The following is a 22,089-nucleotide window of genomic DNA, read 5'->3' as shown; positions in this document are numbered from 1 at the left end:
GGCTAACTTATATTTTTCTCAAAGAAAAATTCATTTACATATCTCTATTTTATAATACAGTATTGCCATCAACCAAAAATTATTTTCTATATTTAAGTTTTATTATCTTGTATTTTAACTTTAGATATTATAAGATTATATAAATGACATTTAAATCTATAATTATTTGAATTTTCGAAATTATTTCCGGAGTTGATTCCCTTGAAAAAATTAGGAAAAATAAGCGTTCTGGTTTTATTTCTGCTTTCGATATTTGTCGGCAGTTTTACAGTTTATTCGATCAGCAAAGTCCAATCCTACGGCACGCTCATCAATTATCTTGGTATCGTCCGGGGCGCGACCCAGCGTCTGGTCAAGCTTGAATTACAGCATCACCACAACGACGAGCTTATTGCCTATCTGGATGACATTATTTATGACCTTAATAACAATGATGGTAAATATCAGCTGGTAAAAATAACTGATGCCGAATATAAAAGCCAGTTTGCTTCCCTCAAACTGCTCTGGCATCGGGTAAAAAACGATATTTATGCCATACGGCTCAATCCTGCTGCTTCGCCGGCGCTGCTGCAGGACAGCGAATTTCATTTTGAAGTCGCCAATAATACCGTTTTCGCCGCCGACAATTACACTACCGCCAAAAGCCATCAGCTGACGCTCCTGTCAGCTTTGATGCTGGCAGGCATCATCATCATGTGGATCGCACTATTCATGGTGTATCTGAGAAAATTATATTCACTGGAAAGCAGCAACAAAACACTTTACGATATAACTACAAAAGATCCGCTTACCGGTGCTTATAATTTTGAAACCTTTAAGAAAAAAGCTCAAAAAATACTTAACAGCAGCGATAAAAACTATGCGCTGACTTATGTTGATTTTGCTGATTTCAAATATATCAATGATGTCTTTGGCTACAAATATGGCGACGATATTCTCATTAATTACGCCGCCATCATCAGCAGCGAATTGCGCCCAGAAGAATTGTTGGGACGTGTTTCCGCCGATAACTTTGTTATTCTGCGTTACTATAATGAGAAAAACGACATCATGCTAAGACAGCAGCAGGTAGACATCAAAATAACGGAATTCATGCATGATATGCATGGAGGCCAGGCAGTTTCCGTACAATGCGGCATTTGTTATCTCAATGATCTGGAAGAAGACCTGCAGATAGAAGGAATTTTAGACCGTGCCAATTATGCCCGTAAAACTGTTAAAACAGGCCTCCACAGGAAATATGCCATTTATGACGAAAGCATCCGTAAACAGCTGCGGTACGAAAAATCTATCGAAAACAGGATGCTGAAAGCACTGGAAAACGAGGAATTTCTTGTATATTATCAGCCCAAGGTAGACTTAAAAACAGGTCTGGCAACACAGGCAGAAGCACTGGTACGCTGGCAGACCGATGACAATCTGATCATCCCGCCCGATAAATTTATTCCTGTTTTTGAAAAGAAATACCTGATCTCATCTCTTGATCAATACGTCTTAAAAAAAGTCTGTGCGTTTATCCGCCGGCGCCTCGATGCCGATCTGCCGGTCAATACTATTTCTGTCAATGTTTCCCGCCTGCAGTTTTATAACTCGGATTTCGTCAAAACCTATGAAGATATCAAAAACAAATTCCGTATCCCGGATAACCTTTTAGAAATAGAAATAACTGAATCCATCGCTTTTGATAATGTGTTCTTTCTTGAAAAAATAGTTACTGAACTGAAAAGCAAAGGCTTTTTGATTTCTATCGACGACTTTGGTACCGGTTTTTCTTCTTTAAGTCTTTTGAAAAATATTCCTATCGATGTGCTGAAGATCGATCAGAGCTTTTTCAAAGAAAGCGTCCATAAGGAAAAAGACAATATCGTCATCAAAGGTATTATCGATCTCGTCAATAAACTGGGCATCAGGACCGTGGCCGAGGGCATTGAAACTGCAGAACAGGTAGACTTCCTGAAAGCCGTTAACTGTAATATGATCCAGGGCTATTTTTTCTACAGACCGCTTCCTGAAGATAATTTTGAACAAATACTGAATAAAGAATACGATATAAAAGAAACAGCCGTTCAATCTGAAGCAGAATTTTTTATTACAGAAGACTGGACCCTGCAAAACAACTGAACATCAATTTACATTCATATAAAATAGCCTGTGCATTAAATGCACAGGCTATTTTATATGAATAAAGTCACCAAACCTTTTACTGCGGCGGTAATTGACCGTTATGATCGTTCCTTCTAAAAATACGATGTAGAGTAATGCAGAAAAACAACCAGGTCGCCCCGGCCGCATAACCGGCTAAAACATCCGTTGGATAATGCACACCCAGATAAACACGGCTCAACCCAATAAGCAGGATATAAAGTCCTGCCGCAGTCATCAATCCCCAGCGCAGCGGTTTACTGCGCAGGCCCAAGCCTGCAAAATAGGCCAGGATACCATAAAAACAAATTGCCCCCATGGCATGCCCACTGGGAAAGCTATAACCACTTTCCGCAATCACAGGAAAAATATCGGGCCGGACACGTTCAAAAATGCGCTTCAATACCTGATTTAAAATACCGCCGCCGCATAAGCAAACTATATAAAGATAAAATCTGTCTCTCTGTCTGCTGTATAAATACCAACAACAGACAAGGGCGCTGGCCAGAAGATAAAAGGTACTGGAACCGCTGGCCGTAATGAGCATCACCTCTACGGTCAGCGCCGGTGTAACAAACTGCTGTACATAAGCAATAAACTGCAGCTCCAGCTGCTGTAATTCCGGCTTGATAAAAGTATGCTCAGCTATTTCTACCAGCACTTCCATCAGTAAGATACTGATGACCAAAGTAACCAGCAAATACAGATAAGGGCGCCGTAAAGCCATACGTACAATGGCGTCCCGCAGATTACTCATCACTGCCTCACTTTCCTAACCCTTCAGTTATGTATATTTCAGACTTCCGCTAAAGTCTTTAAAGTTTTTTCCAATACCTGCACCGCCTGAGTAACAGCCTGAAAATCGCTGCGTTCTTCCCTGGCATGACTGATACCATTGATACTCGGTACGAAAATCATCCCCGTCGGCACACCGCCCGCTGCAAAGATCTGCGCGTCATGACCGGCCCAGCTGGGCATAAGCTGACAGTCTACACCGCATTCAGCCGCAGACCGCTCAATAATTTTTACGACCTGCTCTGATAACGGCACTGCAGCCACATGAAAATCGTTGTCCTGTGTGATCACAATACCGCTTTTAGCCGCAATCTGCTTCAATAAGCCTGTCAGCTTTTGGCGGACCTCTGCTAAAACCCTGTCGTCAGCTGCTCTGGTTTCAATAGACAGCTGCACCTTCCCCGGCACGATATTCACTGCATTGGGTTCGACACTGAGCTGCCCTACAGTCGCCACGAACCTGTCATCAGCTTCCGCAAACGCCTTCACTCCCAGGACTACCTCCGCAGCAGCAGCCAAAGCATCTTTACGGCGTCTCATGCTTGTAGTACCGGCATGATTGGCTTCGCCCTGTAAAGTCAGAAATAATCTATCGTACCCTACGATACCGGTCACCACTCCGCAGGCCAGGCCACGTTCAGCCAAATCAGCTCCCTGCTCGATATGCAGTTCCACAAAAGCCGCCAGCTTCTGAAACCCAACTGCTGCATCCTGCAGCGCACTTTGCGGCAGTTTAGCCGCCTGCAGACATTCGGCCAAAGATCCGCCTGATAAATGCGTGATAGACTCAGGCCGCTGCTGTTTAAATTCACCGCTGCGCACACGCACGCCAAAGCAGGCCATGCCAAAAGCCGTACATTCTTCTTCCACCGTAGCAATGACCTGCACGGTTCGTTTCGGCCAGTAACCTTCTTCCTGCCAGCTGCGCACACATTCCAGAGCCGCCGCTATACCCAGCGCCCCGTCAAAATTACCCCCGCCAGGTACGGTATCAAGATGTGAACCGCTCATAACTGCCGGCAGTTCAGGACTGCTGCCCACATAGGAACCAATCAGATTGCCGATCGGGTCTATCTCTGTCAGCATACCTGCCGCCAGCATTTCCTGCTTTAAAAACTCCTGCGCCGCCAGATATTCCGGCGTATAGGAAAGACGCGTCGTCCCACCATCGGGCAACGCTCCGTAAGCTGCCAAAGCAGCTATCGTCTTCTTGATCCGTTCACATTGTATCGCCATAAAAATCTCTCACTTTAAAAATAATCCGCTATTTCAGACGCATGCTCCAAAATAATATCCGGCTTGATGCTGCCGTTTTCTACATCAGCCATAGTTGCCTCACCGGTCAGAACCAGTACCGATAAAACATCGTTATTGAGCCCAAAGGCAATATCTGTCGATAAGCGGTCGCCGACCATGGCCAGTTCTTCCCGTTTATAGCCTGTCCTGGCTGTAATAACATCGATCATATAATGATACGGCTTGCCTAAAATCTGCTGCGGCGCCTTGCCGGTAGCAGTTTTGATCAGCTCGATCATAGCGCCGCAGTCAGGAATGAATTCCCCGCCTTCAATCGGGCAGCGTACGTCAGGATGCGTTGCCACATAAGGCACGCCTCTGTCAATAAGCCGGCAGGCAATAGTCAGCGTTTCATAATTCAAAGACATATCAAACCCCACAACAACGAAATCAGCACCTTCTTCCAGCGTCGTCGTCAATGTAAAGCCTGCCTCACGAATAGTTTTTTTCAGCTGTTCCGTCCCTAAAACAAATAACCTGGCCCCTGGCCGGAGCTGCTGCATATAATAAACAAAAGCATCCGAGGATATCAAAACATTATCACGAGTGACCTGTATCCCCATCCGCCCCATTTTTTCCACATAATGCTCATGCCCCTTAGACGAATTGTTCGTTACCAGATAAAAATCGCGCTTTACGGCGCGCAGTTTTTGAAAAAACACATCCATCCCGGGGATCAGAGTATTGCCCAAATTGATCGTGCCATCCATATCAAACAGAAAACACCTGATATTTTTAAGTTTCGCACATTGCTTTTGATCAGTCATTTCAAGCTCCTATAATTCATAATCATATGTTTATTATATAGTATTTCACTGTAGAGGTAAAACTTTTCCTGTTTTATTTACACTTTATTTTATAAAGTTACTTGTTTTTTTATTCTTTCAGTGATAAACTAAAAACAGAACAGCAAAGGAGCGTGTTTCAACTATGAAAAAATATGACGCATTGATCATCGGCTTTGGTAAAGGCGGTAAAACTTTAGCTACAGCTATGGGCAAGAAAGGCCTGAAAGTAGCCCTTATTGAAAAATCTCCGCTCATGTACGGCGGTACCTGCATCAATATTGGCTGTATCCCTACCAAAAAGCTTATCCATACAGCCGCAGACGCCAAAAAGAACCCGCAGGCTGACTACGCAGAGAAAAACAGCTTTTACTCTGCTGCCATCCACGAAAAAAATGCTTTGACTGCGCTTTTACGCCAGAAAAATTATGATAACGTCGCAGCGGCAGCCGATATTTATACAGGGCCAGCCCGTTTTCTTTCTGACCATACCGTCGAAGTGCAGCTGCCCGAAGAAACTGTTTCCTTATACGGAGAAAAGATTTTTATCAACACCGGCTCCGAAACAATTATCCCCCCGATCACCGGACTGCAGGCCAGTTCCCGCGTCTATACCAGCACAACCTTAATGGAGCTTGACACTTTGCCCCAACGGCTTATTATTGTCGGCGGCGGCTATATCGGTCTGGAATTTGCCGCCATGTATGCTAACTACGGCTCTATGGTCACAGTACTGGAATACGGGGCCGACTTTCTTCCCCGCGAAGACCGCGATATGGCTAACGTGATCCAGACTCGCTTAGAAGCTTTGGGCATACGTCTTGTTTTTAATGCACAAGTTAAAGAAATAACAGATGAAAACGATCAGACTACTGTTGGTTATCTTGACCGCAGCAGCGGCGACCACGTAACACTGCCGGCAGATGCTGTCCTGATCGCGACAGGCCGCAAAGCCAGTACTGCTGAGCTTGATCTGGAAGCAGCCGGCGTCAAAATGAACGAACGCGGCGAAATCATCGTCAATGAATTTTTACAAACCAGCGTTCCCCACATTTGGGCATTAGGCGATGTCAAAGGCGGTCTGCAGTTCACTTACATCTCTCTGGACGACTCCCGCATCATCAAAGACCAGCTTTGGGGCGACGGTAAACGTACTGCCGCCAATCGCGGCCCAATCCCCTATTCGATGTTTCTGGACCCGGTTTTTGCCCGTGTAGGTCTGAATGAGACAGAAGCCCTGCAGGCAGGGCACAAGATCAAAGTAGCCAAAATAGCCGAAGCAGCCAGTCCCAGAGCCCGTTTATTCGGCAGCACTTCCGGTTATCTGAAGGCCATTGTGGACGCTGACAGCAACAAGATCCTGGGCGCCGCCTTTTTCTGCAATAATGCTTACGAAATCATCAATATCGTCCAAATGGCAATGAAAGCCGATCTGGACTACACTTTTTTGCGGGATAATATCTATATCCATCCCTCGATGAGCGAATTTTTAAACGATCTTTTCGTTACTATAAATTGAAGGAGTACTTTATGAGCCAGCAATATCCTTTCCACTGTAATATCGCCCAGGCCCTCAACATTATCGGCGACAAATGGTCCCTGCTCATTCTGCATGGCATCATGAGCGGACACCAGACCTATAAGGAAATATCTGACAGTCTGGAAGGACAGATCGCCAGCAATCTGCTTTCCAGCCGCCTGAAAGCGCTGGAAGCCGACGGACTGATCAGCAGCGAATTATATCAGAAACATCCGCCCCGCTACCGCTATACGCTGACGCCAGCCGGCGAAGATCTGAATATCGTTTTCAACAGCCTGGTACTGTGGGGCGAAAAACACCTTACCACCTGTTACAAGCGCCTGGTCCATAAAAACTGTAACCATACTGTAAAAACGCAGTATTACTGCCCGCATTGCCGGCAAACTGTTGCCGACGACCAGCTGGCAGTAGTAGCTGCTGAAGAAAAGGAGCATCAAGATGAGTAAACTGTCTGTCTTTCTACTTTGTATCCTCGCTGCCATCGGCTTCTGGTTCTACAGCAAAGGGGCCTGCCCTCTGCAGGCTTTGGGGCGAAACAGCGCCGCGGCAGCAGGCGAAAATTATCAGAATATCACTGCCGCCCAGGTCAAAGCACGTCTGGATAAGGGCGATATGCTCACTGTTATCGACGTACGCACTAAAGAAGAATATGCCTCCGGCCATGTTCCCGGCAGTATCCTGATCCCTTTTGACGAGATCAAAACCAAAGCCGGCCAGTTACCGCAGGATAAAAATACCGAAATAGTTGTTTACTGCCGCAGCGGCAGACGCAGCGCCATTGCAGCCGATACCCTGATCGCATTAGGTTATAACAGGATTTATGATATGGGTGCAATCAGCAGCTGGACCTATGGTTTGGAAAAATAAAAATGCGTACAAAAAAAGACGAGTTCAAAGGAACTCGTCTTTTTTATTTCCATTAACTGAGCAGCAGCCTGTCGCTGTCCAGCATATCACCGCTGGCCTGCTCAAACATTTTCAAAAGATCTGGGATCGTCAGATGCGCCTTTTCTTCGCCTTCCACATCGACGATGACCCGCCCGTTATGCAGCATGATCAGCCGGTTGCCGCAGCGCAGTGCGTCACGCATATTATGGGTGATCATCAGGGTCGTCAGCTGATCCCTGTTAACGATCCGTTCCGTCAGCGCCAGCACTTTAGCAGCTGTTTTCGGGTCCAGAGCCGCTGTATGCTCGTCCAGCAGCAGCAGCTTTGGTTTGATCAGCGTTGCCATCAACAGCGTCAGCGCCTGACGCTGACCACCGGAAAGCAAGCCGACTTTAGCAGTCATTCTGTTTTCCAGTCCCAGATCCAGCTCCTGCAGCAATTCACTGAACCAGGCCTGATTATCACTGTCCAGTCCCCATTTTAATCCCGGCGTTTTCCCGCGCCGGGCGGCAATAGCCAGATTTTCTTCGATCATCATCCCGGCAGCAGTCCCCATCATCGGGTCCTGAAAAACACGGCCGATATATTTGGCTCTTTTATGCTCAGGAGTTTTAGTAATATCATGGCCGTCGATAACGATCCTGCCGCTGTCGATGGGAAATACTCCGGCAATGGAATTCATCAAAGTCGACTTACCAGCACCGTTGCCGCCGATGACGGTCACAAAATCGCCCGGTTTTAAATGCAGTGATAGACCCTGCAGGGCCTTCTTCTCGTTGATCGTCCCGGCAAAAAATGTCTTACAGATATTTTCAACACGCAGCATTTACTTCACCGCCTTTCGCAGACCAAGCTTACTTTTAATAAGCGGCAGCGACAAAGCAAACGCTACCAGGATCGCCGTAAAAAGCTTCAGATCGTTTGGCGGCATGCCCATTTGCAGTACAGCGGCAATAACCAGACGGTAAACGATAGAGCCAAGCACAACGCTGATGATGCAGTTTTTAAAACTGCGGGTGCCGAACAGCACCTCGCCGATAATGACCGAAGCCAGACCAATAACGATCGTGCCCGTACCCATACCAACATCGGCAAAGCCATTGTTCTGTGCTACTAAAGCGCCGCTTAAAGCGACCAGGGCATTGCTGATCAGCAGGCCCAGAATGATCGTAAAATTAGTATCCACGCCCTGCGCTCTGATCATCTGCGGATTGAAGCCTGTAGCACGGATCGCCGCACCGATTTCCGTACCAAAAAACCAGTAGATCAAAAAACCGATCAAAAGCGAACTGACGATACCGACGCACAGCACTGCCTGCGCATTGCTGAAACCACCGATGTCGCGCATAAGAGAAAACACCGTGTCTACACGCAGCAGCGACAAGTTGGCCTTGCCCATCACACGCAGATTAACGGAATATAAAGCTATCATCGTCAAAATACCGGCCAGCAGGGCAGGTATTTTCAGCTTGGTATGTAAAAGCCCGGTCGCAACACCGGCCAGCATCCCGGCCAGCATCGCCGCGCCAAAAGCCAGCCACGGAGAACAACCGCCTGCCAATAAAGAAGCAGCCACGGCAGCGCCCAACGGAAAACTGCCCTCCACAGTCAGATCAGCAATATCCAAAACCCTGTAAGTTATATATACGCCCAGTGCCATGATCGCCCATAAAAGTCCCTGTGCTATCGTCGGCATCAATAAGTCTATCATCTATCTTCCTCCTAATATATCCATAAAAAACGGGCCTCTCCCCTAAAACAAGGAGAAACCCGCGCCTGTTTACTTAGAGCTTGCTGCCTTCAGCAGATCTTCGGGAATCTTGATACCGATTTTTTCAGCATTTTCCTTGTTGATAATAACTTTAAATGACTTTTGCAGCTGGATCGGCATCGTCTGAGGTTTTGCCTTGCCGCTCAGTATATCGCCGGCCATTTCGCCGGTCTGTTCGCCCAGCTGATAATAATCTATCGCCAGCGTAGCCACGCCGCCAGCCATAACCATACCGCCCTCGCCGCAGACCACGGCCAGTTTGGCAGGCTCAGTGACCTGGGCTAGAGTCGGCATCGCCGAAGCCAGTACATTATCTGTCGGCACATAGATAGCGTCTACCTTACCCACCAGGCTTTGAGCTGCCTGCTGGATGTCATTGACATTGGATACAGTCGCTTCTGCTACCTGCACGCCTTCTTCTGCCGCATATTTTTTCAGCAGCTCTACCTGCAGCTGTGAATTTACTTCACTGGAACAATAAATAGTACCGATAGTTTTGGCGCCGGGCACCAATTTGAGCAGCAGTTCCAGCTGCTCTTTGATCGGGTTCATATCGCTGGTACCGGTAACATTGCCTTTAGGCTCACTGTTGGATGCAACCAGCCGGGCCGCTTCATAATCAGTCACTGCCGTTGCTACGATGGGGATATCTTTGGTAGCATTGGCCATAGTCTGCGCCGCCGGCGTAGCGATAGCGCAGATCAGATCCACTTTATTGCTGACAAAACGCTGCGCGATATTCTGCAGATTAGACTGGTCTGCCTGCGCGTTCTGCCGGTCATATTTTACATTTTCATTCTCTTTAAAGCCTTTAGCTGCCATTCCGGCTACAAAGCCTTTATTGGCTGCATCTAAAGCATCATGTTCAACTAACTGAACGATACCTACGTTTACTACCTTCTTACTGTTATCGGCAGACTTTTTTTCGCCGCCGCAGCCCGCTAAAAGTCCTAAAGACAAAGTCAGGGCAATGCCTGCTGCCAAAGCACGCATTTTTTTGTTCATAATGACCATCCTTCCACTCTACAATATAGCTTTTGATCCTTGACGAACATATATAAGGATAAAATAATTTTATCATTTATTATCACAAAACACAAACAAAACAATAAAAACAGGGCTGTTTCGTAACGAAACAACCCTGTTGTGTATTTTATTTTACGACCTCGGCCTTAGCCAGAATATCCTGCGGGATAGTAATACCATTGCGTTTAGCTGTAGTTTCGTTAACAACGATTTTAAACTCTTTCTGAGTCTGGATCGGCATGGTCTGCGGCTTGCCCTTACCGCTCAGGATCTCGGCAGCCATCACGCCAGTCTGTTCACCCAGTTTATAATAGTCGATACCTAAGGTCGCCAGACCGCCGGCACGTACCGGATCACTCTCGCCGCAGATCACGGGCAGCTTGGCTTCATCTGTTACAGCTACCAACGTCGGCATCGAAGAAGCCATCACGTTATCAGTCGGCACATAAACAGCGTCCACCTTGCCGATCAGGCTGTGCGCAGCCTGCTGGATATCGTTGACTGTGGAAACCGTCGCCTCAATGACGTTGATCCCCTTAGCTACCGCCAGCTTTTTCAGAACGTCGACCTGCAGCTGTGAATTGACTTCACTGGAACTGTAAATGGTCCCGATAGTTTTTGTCTGCGGTGCGATCTGCAAAAGCAGCTCCAGCTGCTGATCGATGGGATTCATATCGCTGGTACCGGTAACATTGCCCTTCGGCTCGCTGTTAGAAGCCGCCAGCTTCGCCACTTCATAATCAGTCACCGCCGTTGCCACGATAGGGATATCTTTAGTAGCATTAGCCATCGTCTGCGCCGTCGGCGTGGCAATAGCGCAGATCAGATCTACTTTATTGCTGACAAAACGCTGAGCGATATTCTGCAGGTTAGACTGGTCTGCCTGCGCGTTCTGCCGGTCATATTTTACATTTTCGTTTTCTTTGAAGCCCTGGGAAGCCATACCGGCCACAAAGCCCTTATTAGCCGCATCCAAAGCACCATGCTCTACCAGCTGGGCAATACCGACTGTCACCATTTTCTTCCCGTCTTCAGCCTTCTTTTCGCCGCCGCAGCCTGCCAAAACACCTACTGCCAGCAGCAGGGCCGCACCTGCAGCCAAACTGCGTAAATTCTTTCTGTTCATTACTACCATCCTTCCATTCTACAAAAATTTGCTTACAGCCTGACAACTCCAAGCTGTGATTATCGCTATTCTAACACTAATTATCAGAAAAATCAAACTTATAAGTTGTTGGTTTTGCCGCTTTTTCTATGCAGCAGCAGCCGGCGTTCAACCTTCCCTATCAGCAGCTCGTGAAAAGGAAGCCGCGCCAGTATTTCCATACTTCCCAGACTCAATACCAGCATCAAAACGAACAGCAACGGATAAAAAGTCAGCATCGAAGGCGTAATCTGCAGCAAAGGCAGCAGATACTCAGTACACAGATACATAAAAAAGATATGGATAAGAAAAATACCGAACGAATAATTGCCCAAATACAGCACAAACCGCTTTTGCAGGGTATTTTTTCTATTAATATCCTCAGAATGATAAAACAGCATCGCTATCAAAATCGTATATAAAAACATATTGAGTGGAAAACAGATAAACTCCAAAATATAATAGGTCTTCCAATAGTACTTTTCCAACCAGCATACAGTAACCAAAGGAATAAAAATGATCAGCAGCCAGACCAAAAATTTCCGGCTCCTGCCGATCCACTCTAAAAATTCCTTTTTATAATAGTAGGCCGCCATTCCCAGCGAAAAATAAACAAGATAACGCAGAAACATTGTCCCCATAAGCAGGTAGATGATCCAAACAGTCTCAAACTGAATATTATTCAACACCTTCCAGGAGATCTGCAAAACAGCTGTCGCAGCAAAATAGTATTTCAGCCAGCCTGACTCGCGGCATTTATTAAAAATCATGATTAAAAACGGATACACCAGATAGAACCCGATCAGTGCCCTGAAAAATCCCAAATGAACCGCAGCACTGCCCGTCAGCATATCAACGACTATCTCACCCAGCGTATATGTATGACCGTCAAAAACAAAAGCAGTTACTATATAGAGGGCAGAAAACAACAAATAAGGTGACAATACCGACAGCAGCATCTTCTTAAAAAAAGCAGCGCTGTAAATGTAAGCGTGCTTATTACGCCCTGTAAACAAATAACCCGCTATCGCCATAAACAGCGGCACTGCAAACAATGACAGCACCTCCAGCAGCATTGAAGAAAAGGCTAACATATTTTCACTGCCGCCGCTGCTAAAAAACCAGCTTGTGTGCATCAAAATAACACCTAAAACAACAAATCCCCGTAAAATCAAAACTGTATTGCTTTTCTGCATTTTCCTGCCAGCTTTCTTTACTGTTATGATAATTATTCAAAAACAGTATAAACTCAAAAACAAGATTTGTTAAGCCCCACAGCATTCTCGAACACAAAATGTTCAAAAATAATACGCCTGTCCGGTACAAAAGCGCCGGGCAGGCGTAAAAACATCTATATCATTTCTCCAAAATTTTACGCGCCGTACTTTCTGTTACCAGCAGGTGTGTAAACAGGCCTGTCTGCAAAGCGCCTGCTATGGCAGCGGGCGCAGCGCCCAAGGCCAGACCAATGATCTTAGGACAGCGGCGCAGGGTCCCCAGCGGTATCCTGACTGCAAAATCATGCTCGCCGCTGATAAATTCACCACGTTCGTTGTAATAATAGGATAAAAAACTGCCAACGGCGTGCTGCCGTTTCAGGCTGTCGCCAAAACGGGTAGCTGTCGCTTCGTCAGGCACACTGGGAAAATCTCTTATCTCTACCAGTGCAGCGTCCATTTTGCGCCACATGGCGGCCAGCTCCGCATAAGCAGGAGTTGCCTCCAGCTGCTCCCGTTCTTCCATACTGCCCGGAAACGCCGGCGCTGCCAGACGCCAGGCCTGCCTGCCGCAAGCGGCAGCCAGCATTTCTGCCAGTTCGTCCACCCGATAGCCTTTATTGGGAATATGCGCCCGGCCAATAAGCGGCAGCACAGCGCCTGGCTGCCGGCGTACGCACTGCTGTGCCAGCAGGGCTACGCTTTCACCCAGCAGGTAACCCCAGCCCAGGCCGATGCTGCGCTCATATAAAAGCTCGCCGGCCAGATAAGCGGCGGCAGCCTGGACAGACTGCTCTGCATCTGTCTGCTGCGGCAGTACCAAACCGCCCGCCAGAGCATATTTGGCCTGCAAAGCTGTCAGCAACGCAGCGTCGCCTTCGTCCGCAGCGCGGATCTCGATATGGACGATGCCTGCCTCACGGGCCCGCGCCAGCATTTTACTGACCAGGGGACGGGAAACGCCGATGCGCCTGGCGACCTGATCCTGCGTCAGACCCTGTTCATAATACAGCCGGGCAACATTGACAAGATCAGTCCGTTCTTTACCGCTCAGCAATTTATTTCACTTCCATCAGTTCCATTAAAATACCGTCTTTCATAATAAAAGCCAGGCGGGTATGCTCATCAGCAAACCAGGGCTCAACGACAACGGTATTGGCTTTGACCTGTTCATCCATATCGTCTACCTTATAAGCGACATGGACCATAGTCTGCAGCTCTTTGGGCAGCGGGGTATCTTTTTCAAAACGCAGGTATTCGATATTGAACTCGTTGGTTTCAGGAGCTACGATATAGGTTTTGATAGCCTCGGCGTAAACCGCGCCTTCCATAACTTTATCAGTGGGTACGCCCACGTGCATAAACTGTTTCATCATTTCACGTCCTTCATCAAAGTTTGATAAGCCTTATAGGCGGTTTCCGGCTTGGCATTTTCATGCACTACCATGCGGATCGCCTGCAGCATGGCGCCAGGGCACTCTGCCTGCAGTACGTTGCGGCCCATATCAACACCGGCTGCGCCTTCATTGACGGCACGGTAAGCCATGTCCAGAGCTTCTGCTTCGGACACTTTTTTGCCGCCGGCTATAACGATCGGTACCGGGCAGGCAGCTGTGATCTGTTCAAAGTTTTCACAGTAATAGGTTTTGATGATATGCGCTCCCTGTTCTGCCAAAAGCCGTGTCGCCAAAGCAAAATAGCGGGTTGTACGTTCCATTTCTTTGCCTACGGCGACTACGCCCAGTACGGGGATGCCGTAGCGTTCGCCTTTATTGACATAGTAAGAAAGATTATGCAGGGAAGCGATCTCACCGGCCGAACCGATAAAGCACTGTACGGCCATGCAGGAAGCATTCATCCGCAGGGCATCCTCGATGTCGCTGCCAACAACGCCCATGCTCATATCGTCTTTCAAAACAGAGCTGTCCGCAGTGCAGCGCAGGGCAATCGCCCGGCGGTTATCGGCAGGGATACAGGTCCTCAGCGCGCCGCGGGTCGCCATCAGGCAGTCCGCATACTCCATCAGCGGCGGAATCACCAGATCCAGTCTTTCCAGGCCGGCTGTGCTGCCCATGATATAGCCGTGGTCAAAAGCCAGCATGATCGTGCGTCCGTCAGCCGTAAAAATCTGTGACAGGCGGGCCTTCATGCCCCAGCCGGCGTTATCATGCCCTTTGACATGAAAGTGCTGGTGAGGTGGTTTGATCCCGATACCATAATCTTTCGCAATAATATTACCGTCTTTATCAGCCATTTTTATCTCCTCAAAAATATCACTTAGTTTTTATAATACGGAGTGCGGCAGGGAGCATTCCAATACTCGAGCAGTTCGTCGTCCATACGGGCGATAAAGAGCTGGAAGCCAGCCATTTCCTGTACTGTCAGCACTTCGCCGACGATATTGGCAACGACTTCGATGCCTTTTTCCGCCAGATAGTTATAGCATTTACGGAACACGATCAGCTGTTCCATCAAGGTAGTGGCGCCAACGCCATTAACGATGACCAAAAGCTTTTCGCCTTTTTTGATCTCCAGATCTTTCAGCAGCGCGTCTATCATGATAACGGCAGTTTCATCAGCCGTTTTCATTTCAGTCAGTCCGCCGCCGCCTTCGCCGTGCTGGCCCATGCCGATCTCCATCTTACCTTCTTCGATCTGGGCAATGACCATATCCGTAGCGGGATGGGTCGCGCCCTTAGCCGCAACAGCAATCGTCGCCATATTATCGGCAAATTTCTGGGCAATGGCTGCAACTTCTTCCAAAGATTTACCGGCAGCAGCTGCGGCACCGGCGATTTTATACAGCGGCACGCAGCCGACCAGACCACGGCGGTCATCGGCATTGCTGCGCGGTGCATTGGCAATATCTTCCTGCGTAACGACTTTCATTACATTCAAGCCCAGTTTCTTGACTTGTTTCATGGTCAGGTTGCCTGTCAGCATATCGCCGGCATGATTCAGAACAACAAATAAAACGCCATGACCCTTATCAGCCATTTTTATGGCCTCTACGCAGGCCTGCGGGCCGGGAGCGGCAAAAACATTACCGGCTACGGAAATATCCACCATGCCTTCACCGACAAAGCCGCTGATAGCCGGCTCATGTCCGGTGCCGCCCAAAGTGACGATCGTAACGCGGTCAGCGTCTTTCAATTTATTATTGACGACCAGATTGCCGTCTTCCAGATGGATAATATCCTTATTGGCAAGCGCCAGGCCTTCCAATAATTCACTGGTCAGATTTTCGGGATCGTTAACAAATTTTTTCATGCTTTTCAACCTCCAAAATTTTATTTGCTTCCGCACCTGCGAAAGTTTAAAGACTTATAACGCCTTGGCCATACCGTCGAATAAAATGGCTATAGACACAGCTCCCGGGTCTTTCGTGCCGATGCTGCGCTCGCCCATATTTTTAGCGCGGCCGAATCTGGCTACCATCTGGCTGGTGGCTTCGGCACCGGCTTTAGCAGCTGCTGCGGCCGCAGCCATGATCTCCTTCAGGCTGCCCTGCGTTTCGATAATGGCGTCGATAGCCGGATACAAGGCATCGACCATAGTTTTATCGCCGGGTTTAGCTTTGGAAATATCCATAAAATCCAGCTTCGCCTGCGTAAACATTTTCCGCAGTTCCAGGTCAGTCAGTTCAGCCTGATCGTCGATACCTTCAGCCATACCTGTAAAAACCGTGCCCCACAGCGGGCCGGCGCTGCCGCCGTTGATACCCATAAAGGCATCACCCAGGGCATCCAAAAGCGCGCGCATCGTATTGAGAGTAGTTACGTCAAGCAGTTCCTGCATCACATCGGCCATTCTGCCGATAGTGATCCCGTGGTCGCCGTCACCTGCCACACCATCAAGCTCACACAGATATTTACTGTTGGCTTTCAGCTCCGTTGCGGCGCTGTGCAGCATTTTTCTGAGGATAGGTAAAGTCAGCATTTCCAATCACCTCTTAAATGTTTATTTACCGTCATTTTAACATTTGTCAGAACATTTGTAAATTAATTTTCAGATAATTTGCGATATTTTTACATTCTGGGCGACGGCTGAATTTGTAATTTTAGAAAGCTTTTAGCAGGCATTATTGTAAATGATTAAACAAGCAGAGTTATCTGCGGCGCTGGTTTGAAAAGAGTAGACTAAAAGTACCAATATCTTACTCCTGAAAATTTTCGTAAGGGGACCTTTTTATGTCTGTTGAACCTGCTAAACAAAAAGCTGCTGCTAAAACGCTGACGCTCTGGAATTTCTTTACGATCGGCTTTGGGGCCATCATCGGTACCGGCTGGATCTTTCTGGTTGGCGAATGGCTGATCATCAGCGGCGGGCCCATCCCGGCCATGCTGGCCTTTTTGCTGGGCGCGCTGCTTCTGTTGCCGGTCGGCGCCGTTTTCGGTGAGCTTACAAGCGCCCTGCCGATCGACGGCGGCGTGATCGAATATGTAGACCGCAGTTATGGCAAAACAGCTGCTTTTATTACCGGTTGGTTCCTGCTGCTGAGCAATATCATCATGTGCCCCTGGGAAACGATCGCTATCTCTACCCTTTTGGGCACCCTGTTCGGCGACTTGTTTCCCTGGCTGCGTTCCGTCAGGCTTTACAGTATTTTAGGCGCAGACGTCTACCTTTTTCCGGCCCTGATCGCGCTCTGCCTCTCCGGTTTCATCATCAGGCAAAATCTGCACGGCTCAAAAGCTGCCGCCAAAGCGCAGTCCTTCCTGGCCAAAGCTTTACTGGCAGGACTGCTGCTGGCACTTCTCAGCGCTTTTGACAAAGGCCGGCTCGCAAACTGGCAGCCGCTTTTTCTTGCTGTCCATGCAGCAACCGCGCAGACCCAGGCTGCTTCTTTTGGTACGGGTGTTTTGGCCCTGCTTACAGTAACGCCCTTTTTCTATACCGGCTTTGATACCATCCCCCAGCAGGCAGAAGAAGCTGCTCAGGGTCTGGACTGGCATAAATTCGGCAGGATCATCAGTCTTGCGCTTTTATCAGCAGGCAGCTTTTATATCATCTGTATAGCGGCTTTCAGCAGCCTTATGCCCTGGACAAATTTTATCAAACAGCCTTTGGCTGCCCTTGCCTGCCTAAAACACATCAATTTCACTTTATATTTTCTGATGCTCTGCATCACCGTTTTAGGCGCTTTGGGACCAATGAACTCTTTCTATGCCTCTTCCTCCAGGATTTTACTGGCCATGGCCCGCAAAAAACAACTGCCGGCAGCGTTTATCCCTGCCGATGCTGCCCAGCCCATAGCCAGACCAACGCATCTCCTGCTCAGCTCCGGCATCATGCTTGCCCCTTTTCTGGGAGGTAATATGCTGCTGCCTTTAACAAATGTTGCAGCTTTGACCTTCATGTTTTCCTGCCTGATGGTCTGTCTGGCCTGTTATAAAATGCGCAGCAGCGAGCCGGCTCTGCACCGTCCCTACAAAGTACCGGGCGGTAAAACAGGTATCTTCTGCGCCTGCTGCATCAGCTTTCTGATCATCGCTTCCATGCTGCTGCCCGGTACTGCCGCTTCACTAAGTAAAACAGAATACCTCCTGCTGTCCGGCTGGGCCGCTTTGGGATTACTCGTTAAAAGCCTGCTGCTTTACAAAAACAATAAGGACTGCCGTTAAACGGCAGTCCTTATTGTTTTCCCTGGAGTAATGACAACATAACCGAAACGCTAAAGACATTATCAGAATGGCTGATTGAAAATTCGCCATTATATTTTTCAACAATCTTTCTAATATTAAACAGGCCTATACCACAATAACGCTCATCAATCTTCACTGTTCTATAAACATTATTCTGTTTTTTCACTTCACCAGTAAATGAATTAGCGATATCAATGAACAGATAATCTTTTTTGATGTTAACATTAAGAACAATAAATTTTTCCCTGCCCGGTTCTACTATTCTTTCACATGCTTCCACAGCATTATCAATCAAATTTCCAAAAAGAATACACAGGTCAACATCAGCAACATTTAACGAAGGCGGTATAATTATACTGCATTTTAAATTTATCCCACTGTTTTCCAAATTAGCCAAACCATTACTGAGAATGGAATCAATAACTATATTCCCACTGTAAATAATGCCCTGCAAGCCTTTATTACCGGTATAAAGTTCCTTAATATATTCCTGAGCTTCTTTAGCATGACCAATGTCCAAAAGTGCATATAGATAGCTAATATGATTTTTGATATCATGCCGCAGGCTCTGTAATTCACACTGTGATATATCCAATCGTTCATAATGACGGCGCTGCAGTGACAGCAATTCTTCCATTACCGATGACTTTTCTCCGGACATATCCAAAAGAATATTTTTTTCCAGAAGGTAGAAAAGGCTAATTGATGCAGAAAACAACAGTACTGAAGTATAAATATAAAAGGCCTGTATCCCCGCGACAGATCCAAACCCAATATTTTTATGGGAAATAATGATTACTGAAATCATCACAGTCAGTGGAAACAGATATGAAATTACAGCATAAAGTAAATTTTGCTTATTCAGCCTCAACTCACGAATACAAATCGTACCCCATAAACTCAAAACAAACAGTATACATGCCATCATCTGCGACCATGAATCCATAACAATACGATAATTAGTCAGCTCCCGCGGCAAAGTCTGTTCCCCCCAGGCCAAAGCAATACCTGTCATGGCCGTTTTGCATGCATAATTCATAATAACAAAGAGCAAAGCAATCGTAATCTTATTCTGTAAAGAATCAGAAAAGAAAACAACGGCAATAATTGTAGCAAAGAAAAAATAATAAGCCGCCGTCGAAAACATGGGACTTTCATTTACATAAGAAAACATCTGAAACGTAAAATAGAATATCACACCCAACCAGTAATAACTCTGTCTTACTGAATTACGAGTCAGATAAGTATTGAAAAGACGATATCCGATCCACGTCTCAGCCGCAGATAAAATCACATAAGCGATCCATTTCAGCATAATATCCATATCAAATATTTTCCTTCATATAGGATAGGAACTGCTGCCGTAATTCTTTGCTGCGATGCCTACTAAGCGGCAATTCCTCTCCATTTTCTAAAGTAACAGTATCTTTAAAAATATTACGTATATGTTTTAGATTAACAACATAACTTTTATGAATCCTGAAAAAATTCTGTTCACTCAGCGACTCCTCCACTTCACTGATTTTCCCCGTAAAATTTGTTTTTCCTCCCAGATGGCAAACCGATAAAGTGCGCATATTAGATTCGAAATAATAAATATCAGTAGTTTTTATTTTAAATAGTCCTTTTTCGTTGGTAAAACTGAAATATTTGTTCTGTAACCTGGCTATTGATGTCAAAATAGTCCGTACTTCCTGTAGAAAATAAGCTTTATCTACCGGCTTCAAAATATAACGATAGGCATTTACCTGATAACCTTCCATCGCATATTCAACAGTTCCCGTTACGATTAAAATCGGCACTTCGCTGTCATATTTCCTGATCAACCTTGCTGTTTCAATACCATTTAATGGCTTCATCAGCATGTCCAATATGATAATATCAAATTTACGCCCCCGTTCATACTGGTGTACCAGTTCCAGTCCGTTCAAAAAAGGCACACTTTCCAGCTGTAATCCCGATCTTTTGATCTCTGATAAATAACCGGTCAATAATTCTACAGCCTGCCATTCATCATCGCACAAAGCAATATAAAACATATTCTCACCTCCGTTCTTAACGGTTAATTATATTTTTATTATAACCTCTGTATCTTGAACTAATCGCTGCGATTATGACACTGGAAGTGCCGATTTTGCTGCTACAAAATTTAAACCGTACCTGATATTACATCGAATCTATCAATTATGAAATTTTTGTCGTAATACGATTTACTTTAAGCTATAGTAAAGCCGTACAAAGTTACTACCCTTCTCTAAATTATTCGAATATTTAGTAGACATCGTTTCATGTTTCTCATTATCTTCACCCAAAGGAGGGCTTTTACATGTCAGCATCAAACCAAAAAGGCAGTATGCAAAAAACACTGTCACTCTGGAATTTTTTTACAATCGGTTTCGGAGCTATCATCGGAACCGGCTGGGTTCTGATGGTAGGTGACTGGATGATCATTGGCGGAGGTCCTGTAGCAGCTATGATCGCCTTTATTATTGGAGCTGTATTTTTACTGCCTATCGGAGCTGTATTCGGAGAACTCACTGCAGCAATCCCTATTTCCGGCGGCATTGTTGAATATGTAGACCGTACTTACGGAAATACCATGTCCTATATTACCGGCTGGTTCTTGGCTTTAGGCAATGCAATCCTCTGTCCATGGGAAGCAATTGCTATTTCAACGCTCGTTTCAGATATGTTCGGAGATTTATTTCCAATCCTACGTTCAATGAAGCTATATTCAATTATGGGGGCTGATGTCTATCTGCTTCCCACTGTTATTGCTCTGAGTTTTGCTGTTTATGTAATCATCCAAAATTTTCGTGGTGCTTCCGCCGCGGCAAGCCTGCAGGCATTTCTTACTAAAGCCCTGCTCTGTGGAATGATCCTTGCTATGGGTATCTCTCTTGTTAAAGGTAGTCCTGAGAACATCCAACCAATTTTTACCAGTGTTGAAGGTGCGGCTTCATCAACTTCAGCTTCAACTATGTTTGCCGGTATCATCTCGGTTCTTGTTATGACACCATTCTTTTACGCAGGCTTCGACACTATTCCTCAACAGGCAGAAGAAGCCGCTGAAGGTCTCGACTGGAACAAATTCGGGCGTGTTATCAGTTTAGCACTGCTGGCCTCCGGCGGATTTTATATGGTCTGCATCTATTCCTTTGGCAGTATCATACCCTGGACTGATTTTGTTAAAAGTTCTGTTCCTGCTTTAGCTTGTTTGAAAACAATAAATATTTTTTTGTATATCGCAATGCTCTGCATTGCCACAATCGGGCCTATGGGTCCCATGAATTCTTTTTATGGTGCTACAAGCCGTATTATGCTTGCTATGGGACGTAAAGGCCAGCTGCCCAAATCTTTTTCTGAAGTAGACCCTGTTTCAGGAACTCCCAAAACAGCGAATATTCTCTTAGCCATTTTAACTGTTATCGGCCCATTTTTAGGCAAAAAGATGTTAGTGCCACTTACTAATGTCTCAGCTCTGGCTTTTATTTTCGCCTGTACTATGGTCAGTTTCTCCTGTTACAAAATGCGCCTTACAGAACCCGATCTTCCCAGACCTTATAAAGTCCCAGGAGGAAAATTTGGCATCTCACTGGCCTGTCTTGCAGGATCACTGATCATACTTCTGATGGTAGTTCCCGGAAGCCCCGCTACACTAAATGCCGTAGAATGGAGTATCGTTTTGGGATGGCTGGCTATAGGCCTGATCATCAAAACTTTGCACCGAAATAAAACCTCTGGATCTACAACAATTCCGATATCCATAGATGACACACAGATTCATAAATAACTTTAATTAAAAACCATATTCACAATAAATAATCAAGGGGGTATTTA

The 22,089-nt window shown here is 46.4% G+C and carries 21 protein-coding genes; 6 read left to right on the top strand and 15 right to left on the bottom strand.

Annotation, left to right across the window (positions count from 1 at the left end; all coding sequences use genetic code 11):
* Positions 1–201 precede the first annotated feature (201 nt).
* The gene (locus tag Q4G98_RS07605) at positions 202–2,121 is read left to right on the top strand and encodes a bifunctional diguanylate cyclase/phosphodiesterase (RefSeq protein WP_298563908.1); all 1,920 of its coding nucleotides are present in this window, start codon (positions 202–204) and stop codon (positions 2,119–2,121) included.
* A gap of 79 nt (positions 2,122–2,200) precedes the next feature.
* Here Q4G98_RS07605 and Q4G98_RS07600 read toward each other — a convergent pair whose 3' ends face one another.
* Genes Q4G98_RS07600 through Q4G98_RS07590 form a run of 3 tightly spaced genes read right to left on the bottom strand, consistent with a single transcriptional unit; the run spans position 2,201 to position 5,000 of the window.
* Entirely contained in the window at positions 2,201–2,899 is a 699-nt protein-coding gene (locus Q4G98_RS07600) for a phosphatase PAP2 family protein (RefSeq protein ID WP_298563905.1), read from the bottom strand.
* Positions 2,900–2,937: 38 nt separating this feature from the next.
* Positions 2,938–4,173: a Zn-dependent hydrolase gene (locus Q4G98_RS07595; RefSeq protein ID WP_177561127.1), complete on the bottom strand. Its 1,236-nt coding sequence runs from the start codon at positions 4,171–4,173 to the stop codon at positions 2,938–2,940.
* A gap of 14 nt (positions 4,174–4,187) precedes the next feature.
* Entirely contained in the window at positions 4,188–5,000 is an 813-nt protein-coding gene (locus tag Q4G98_RS07590; RefSeq protein WP_177561128.1) for an HAD-IIA family hydrolase, read from the bottom strand.
* A 163-nt stretch (positions 5,001–5,163) separates the two neighbouring features.
* Here Q4G98_RS07590 and Q4G98_RS07585 point away from each other — a divergent pair, with 163 nt between their 5' ends.
* From Q4G98_RS07585 to Q4G98_RS07575, 3 genes are read left to right on the top strand one after another with little or no spacing between them, the layout of a single operon-like run.
* Positions 5,164–6,537 carry an FAD-dependent oxidoreductase gene (locus tag Q4G98_RS07585; RefSeq protein WP_298563901.1) on the top strand — a complete coding sequence of 458 codons (1,374 nt, stop codon included), beginning with the start codon at positions 5,164–5,166 and terminating at the stop codon, positions 6,535–6,537.
* Positions 6,538–6,548: 11 nt separating this feature from the next.
* Positions 6,549–7,004, top strand: coding sequence for a helix-turn-helix domain-containing protein (locus Q4G98_RS07580; RefSeq protein WP_293545416.1), 456 nt, complete (start codon positions 6,549–6,551; stop codon positions 7,002–7,004).
* Entirely contained in the window at positions 6,997–7,425 is a 429-nt protein-coding gene (locus Q4G98_RS07575) for a rhodanese-like domain-containing protein (RefSeq protein WP_301961916.1), read from the top strand. The genes Q4G98_RS07580 and Q4G98_RS07575 overlap by 8 nt, the downstream gene beginning before the upstream one ends.
* A gap of 52 nt (positions 7,426–7,477) precedes the next feature.
* Here Q4G98_RS07575 and Q4G98_RS07570 read toward each other — a convergent pair whose 3' ends face one another.
* From Q4G98_RS07570 to dhaL, 10 genes are all read right to left on the bottom strand, one after another.
* Positions 7,478–8,272, bottom strand: a complete 795-nt coding sequence (locus tag Q4G98_RS07570; protein ID WP_177561132.1) for an ABC transporter ATP-binding protein — start codon at positions 8,270–8,272, stop codon at positions 7,478–7,480.
* Positions 8,273–9,157, bottom strand: a complete 885-nt coding sequence (locus Q4G98_RS07565) for an ABC transporter permease (protein ID WP_177561133.1) — start codon at positions 9,155–9,157, stop codon at positions 8,273–8,275. It lies immediately after the preceding gene.
* A 69-nt stretch (positions 9,158–9,226) separates the two neighbouring features.
* Complete coding sequence (locus Q4G98_RS07560; RefSeq protein WP_177561134.1) at positions 9,227–10,222, bottom strand: ABC transporter substrate-binding protein; 996 nt, start codon at positions 10,220–10,222, stop codon at positions 9,227–9,229.
* Positions 10,223–10,370: 148 nt separating this feature from the next.
* Positions 10,371–11,378, bottom strand: coding sequence for an ABC transporter substrate-binding protein (locus Q4G98_RS07555; RefSeq protein ID WP_177561135.1), 1,008 nt, complete (start codon positions 11,376–11,378; stop codon positions 10,371–10,373).
* A gap of 89 nt (positions 11,379–11,467) precedes the next feature.
* Entirely contained in the window at positions 11,468–12,583 is a 1,116-nt protein-coding gene (locus Q4G98_RS07550) for an acyltransferase (protein ID WP_177561136.1), read from the bottom strand.
* 160 nt (positions 12,584–12,743) lie between these two features.
* Positions 12,744–13,661: a sugar-binding domain-containing protein gene (locus Q4G98_RS07545; RefSeq protein WP_298563890.1), complete on the bottom strand. Its 918-nt coding sequence runs from the start codon at positions 13,659–13,661 to the stop codon at positions 12,744–12,746.
* A 1-nt stretch (position 13,662) separates the two neighbouring features.
* Positions 13,663–13,980, bottom strand: a complete 318-nt coding sequence (locus Q4G98_RS07540) for a hypothetical protein (RefSeq protein WP_298563886.1) — start codon at positions 13,978–13,980, stop codon at positions 13,663–13,665.
* Entirely contained in the window at positions 13,977–14,858 is an 882-nt protein-coding gene (lsrF, locus tag Q4G98_RS07535; protein WP_298563883.1) for a 3-hydroxy-5-phosphonooxypentane-2,4-dione thiolase, read from the bottom strand. Before lsrF ends, Q4G98_RS07540 begins: the two co-directional genes overlap by 4 nt.
* 23 nt (positions 14,859–14,881) lie before the next feature.
* Entirely contained in the window at positions 14,882–15,874 is a 993-nt protein-coding gene (locus Q4G98_RS07530; RefSeq protein WP_177561140.1) for a dihydroxyacetone kinase subunit DhaK, read from the bottom strand.
* Between the two features lie 54 nt (positions 15,875–15,928).
* The gene (gene dhaL / locus Q4G98_RS07525) at positions 15,929–16,543 is read right to left on the bottom strand and encodes a dihydroxyacetone kinase subunit DhaL (RefSeq protein WP_298563880.1); all 615 of its coding nucleotides are present in this window, start codon (positions 16,541–16,543) and stop codon (positions 15,929–15,931) included.
* A gap of 251 nt (positions 16,544–16,794) precedes the next feature.
* On the opposite strand from dhaL, the gene Q4G98_RS07520 reads away from it, so the two are divergent.
* A complete protein-coding gene (locus tag Q4G98_RS07520) occupies positions 16,795–18,228 on the top strand; it encodes an APC family permease (protein WP_177561142.1) in 1,434 nt (477 codons plus the stop codon).
* 10 nt (positions 18,229–18,238) lie between these two features.
* Here Q4G98_RS07520 and Q4G98_RS07515 read toward each other — a convergent pair whose 3' ends face one another.
* A complete protein-coding gene (locus Q4G98_RS07515) occupies positions 18,239–19,573 on the bottom strand; it encodes a sensor histidine kinase (protein WP_298563875.1) in 1,335 nt (444 codons plus the stop codon).
* Position 19,574: 1 nt separating this feature from the next.
* Complete coding sequence (locus tag Q4G98_RS07510; RefSeq protein WP_298563872.1) at positions 19,575–20,288, bottom strand: LytTR family DNA-binding domain-containing protein; 714 nt, start codon at positions 20,286–20,288, stop codon at positions 19,575–19,577.
* A gap of 287 nt (positions 20,289–20,575) precedes the next feature.
* On the opposite strand from Q4G98_RS07510, the gene Q4G98_RS07505 reads away from it, so the two are divergent.
* Positions 20,576–22,042 carry an APC family permease gene (locus tag Q4G98_RS07505; RefSeq protein ID WP_177561145.1) on the top strand — a complete coding sequence of 489 codons (1,467 nt, stop codon included), beginning with the start codon at positions 20,576–20,578 and terminating at the stop codon, positions 22,040–22,042.
* Positions 22,043–22,089: the final 47 nt, after the last annotated feature.

The sequence above is a fragment of the uncultured Phascolarctobacterium sp. genome (assembly GCF_958349595.1).
Classification (GTDB): domain Bacteria; phylum Bacillota; class Negativicutes; order Acidaminococcales; family Acidaminococcaceae; genus Phascolarctobacterium.
Note: the sequence above shows the minus strand (reverse complement) of the source record. Positions and strands in the feature narration are given on the sequence as shown.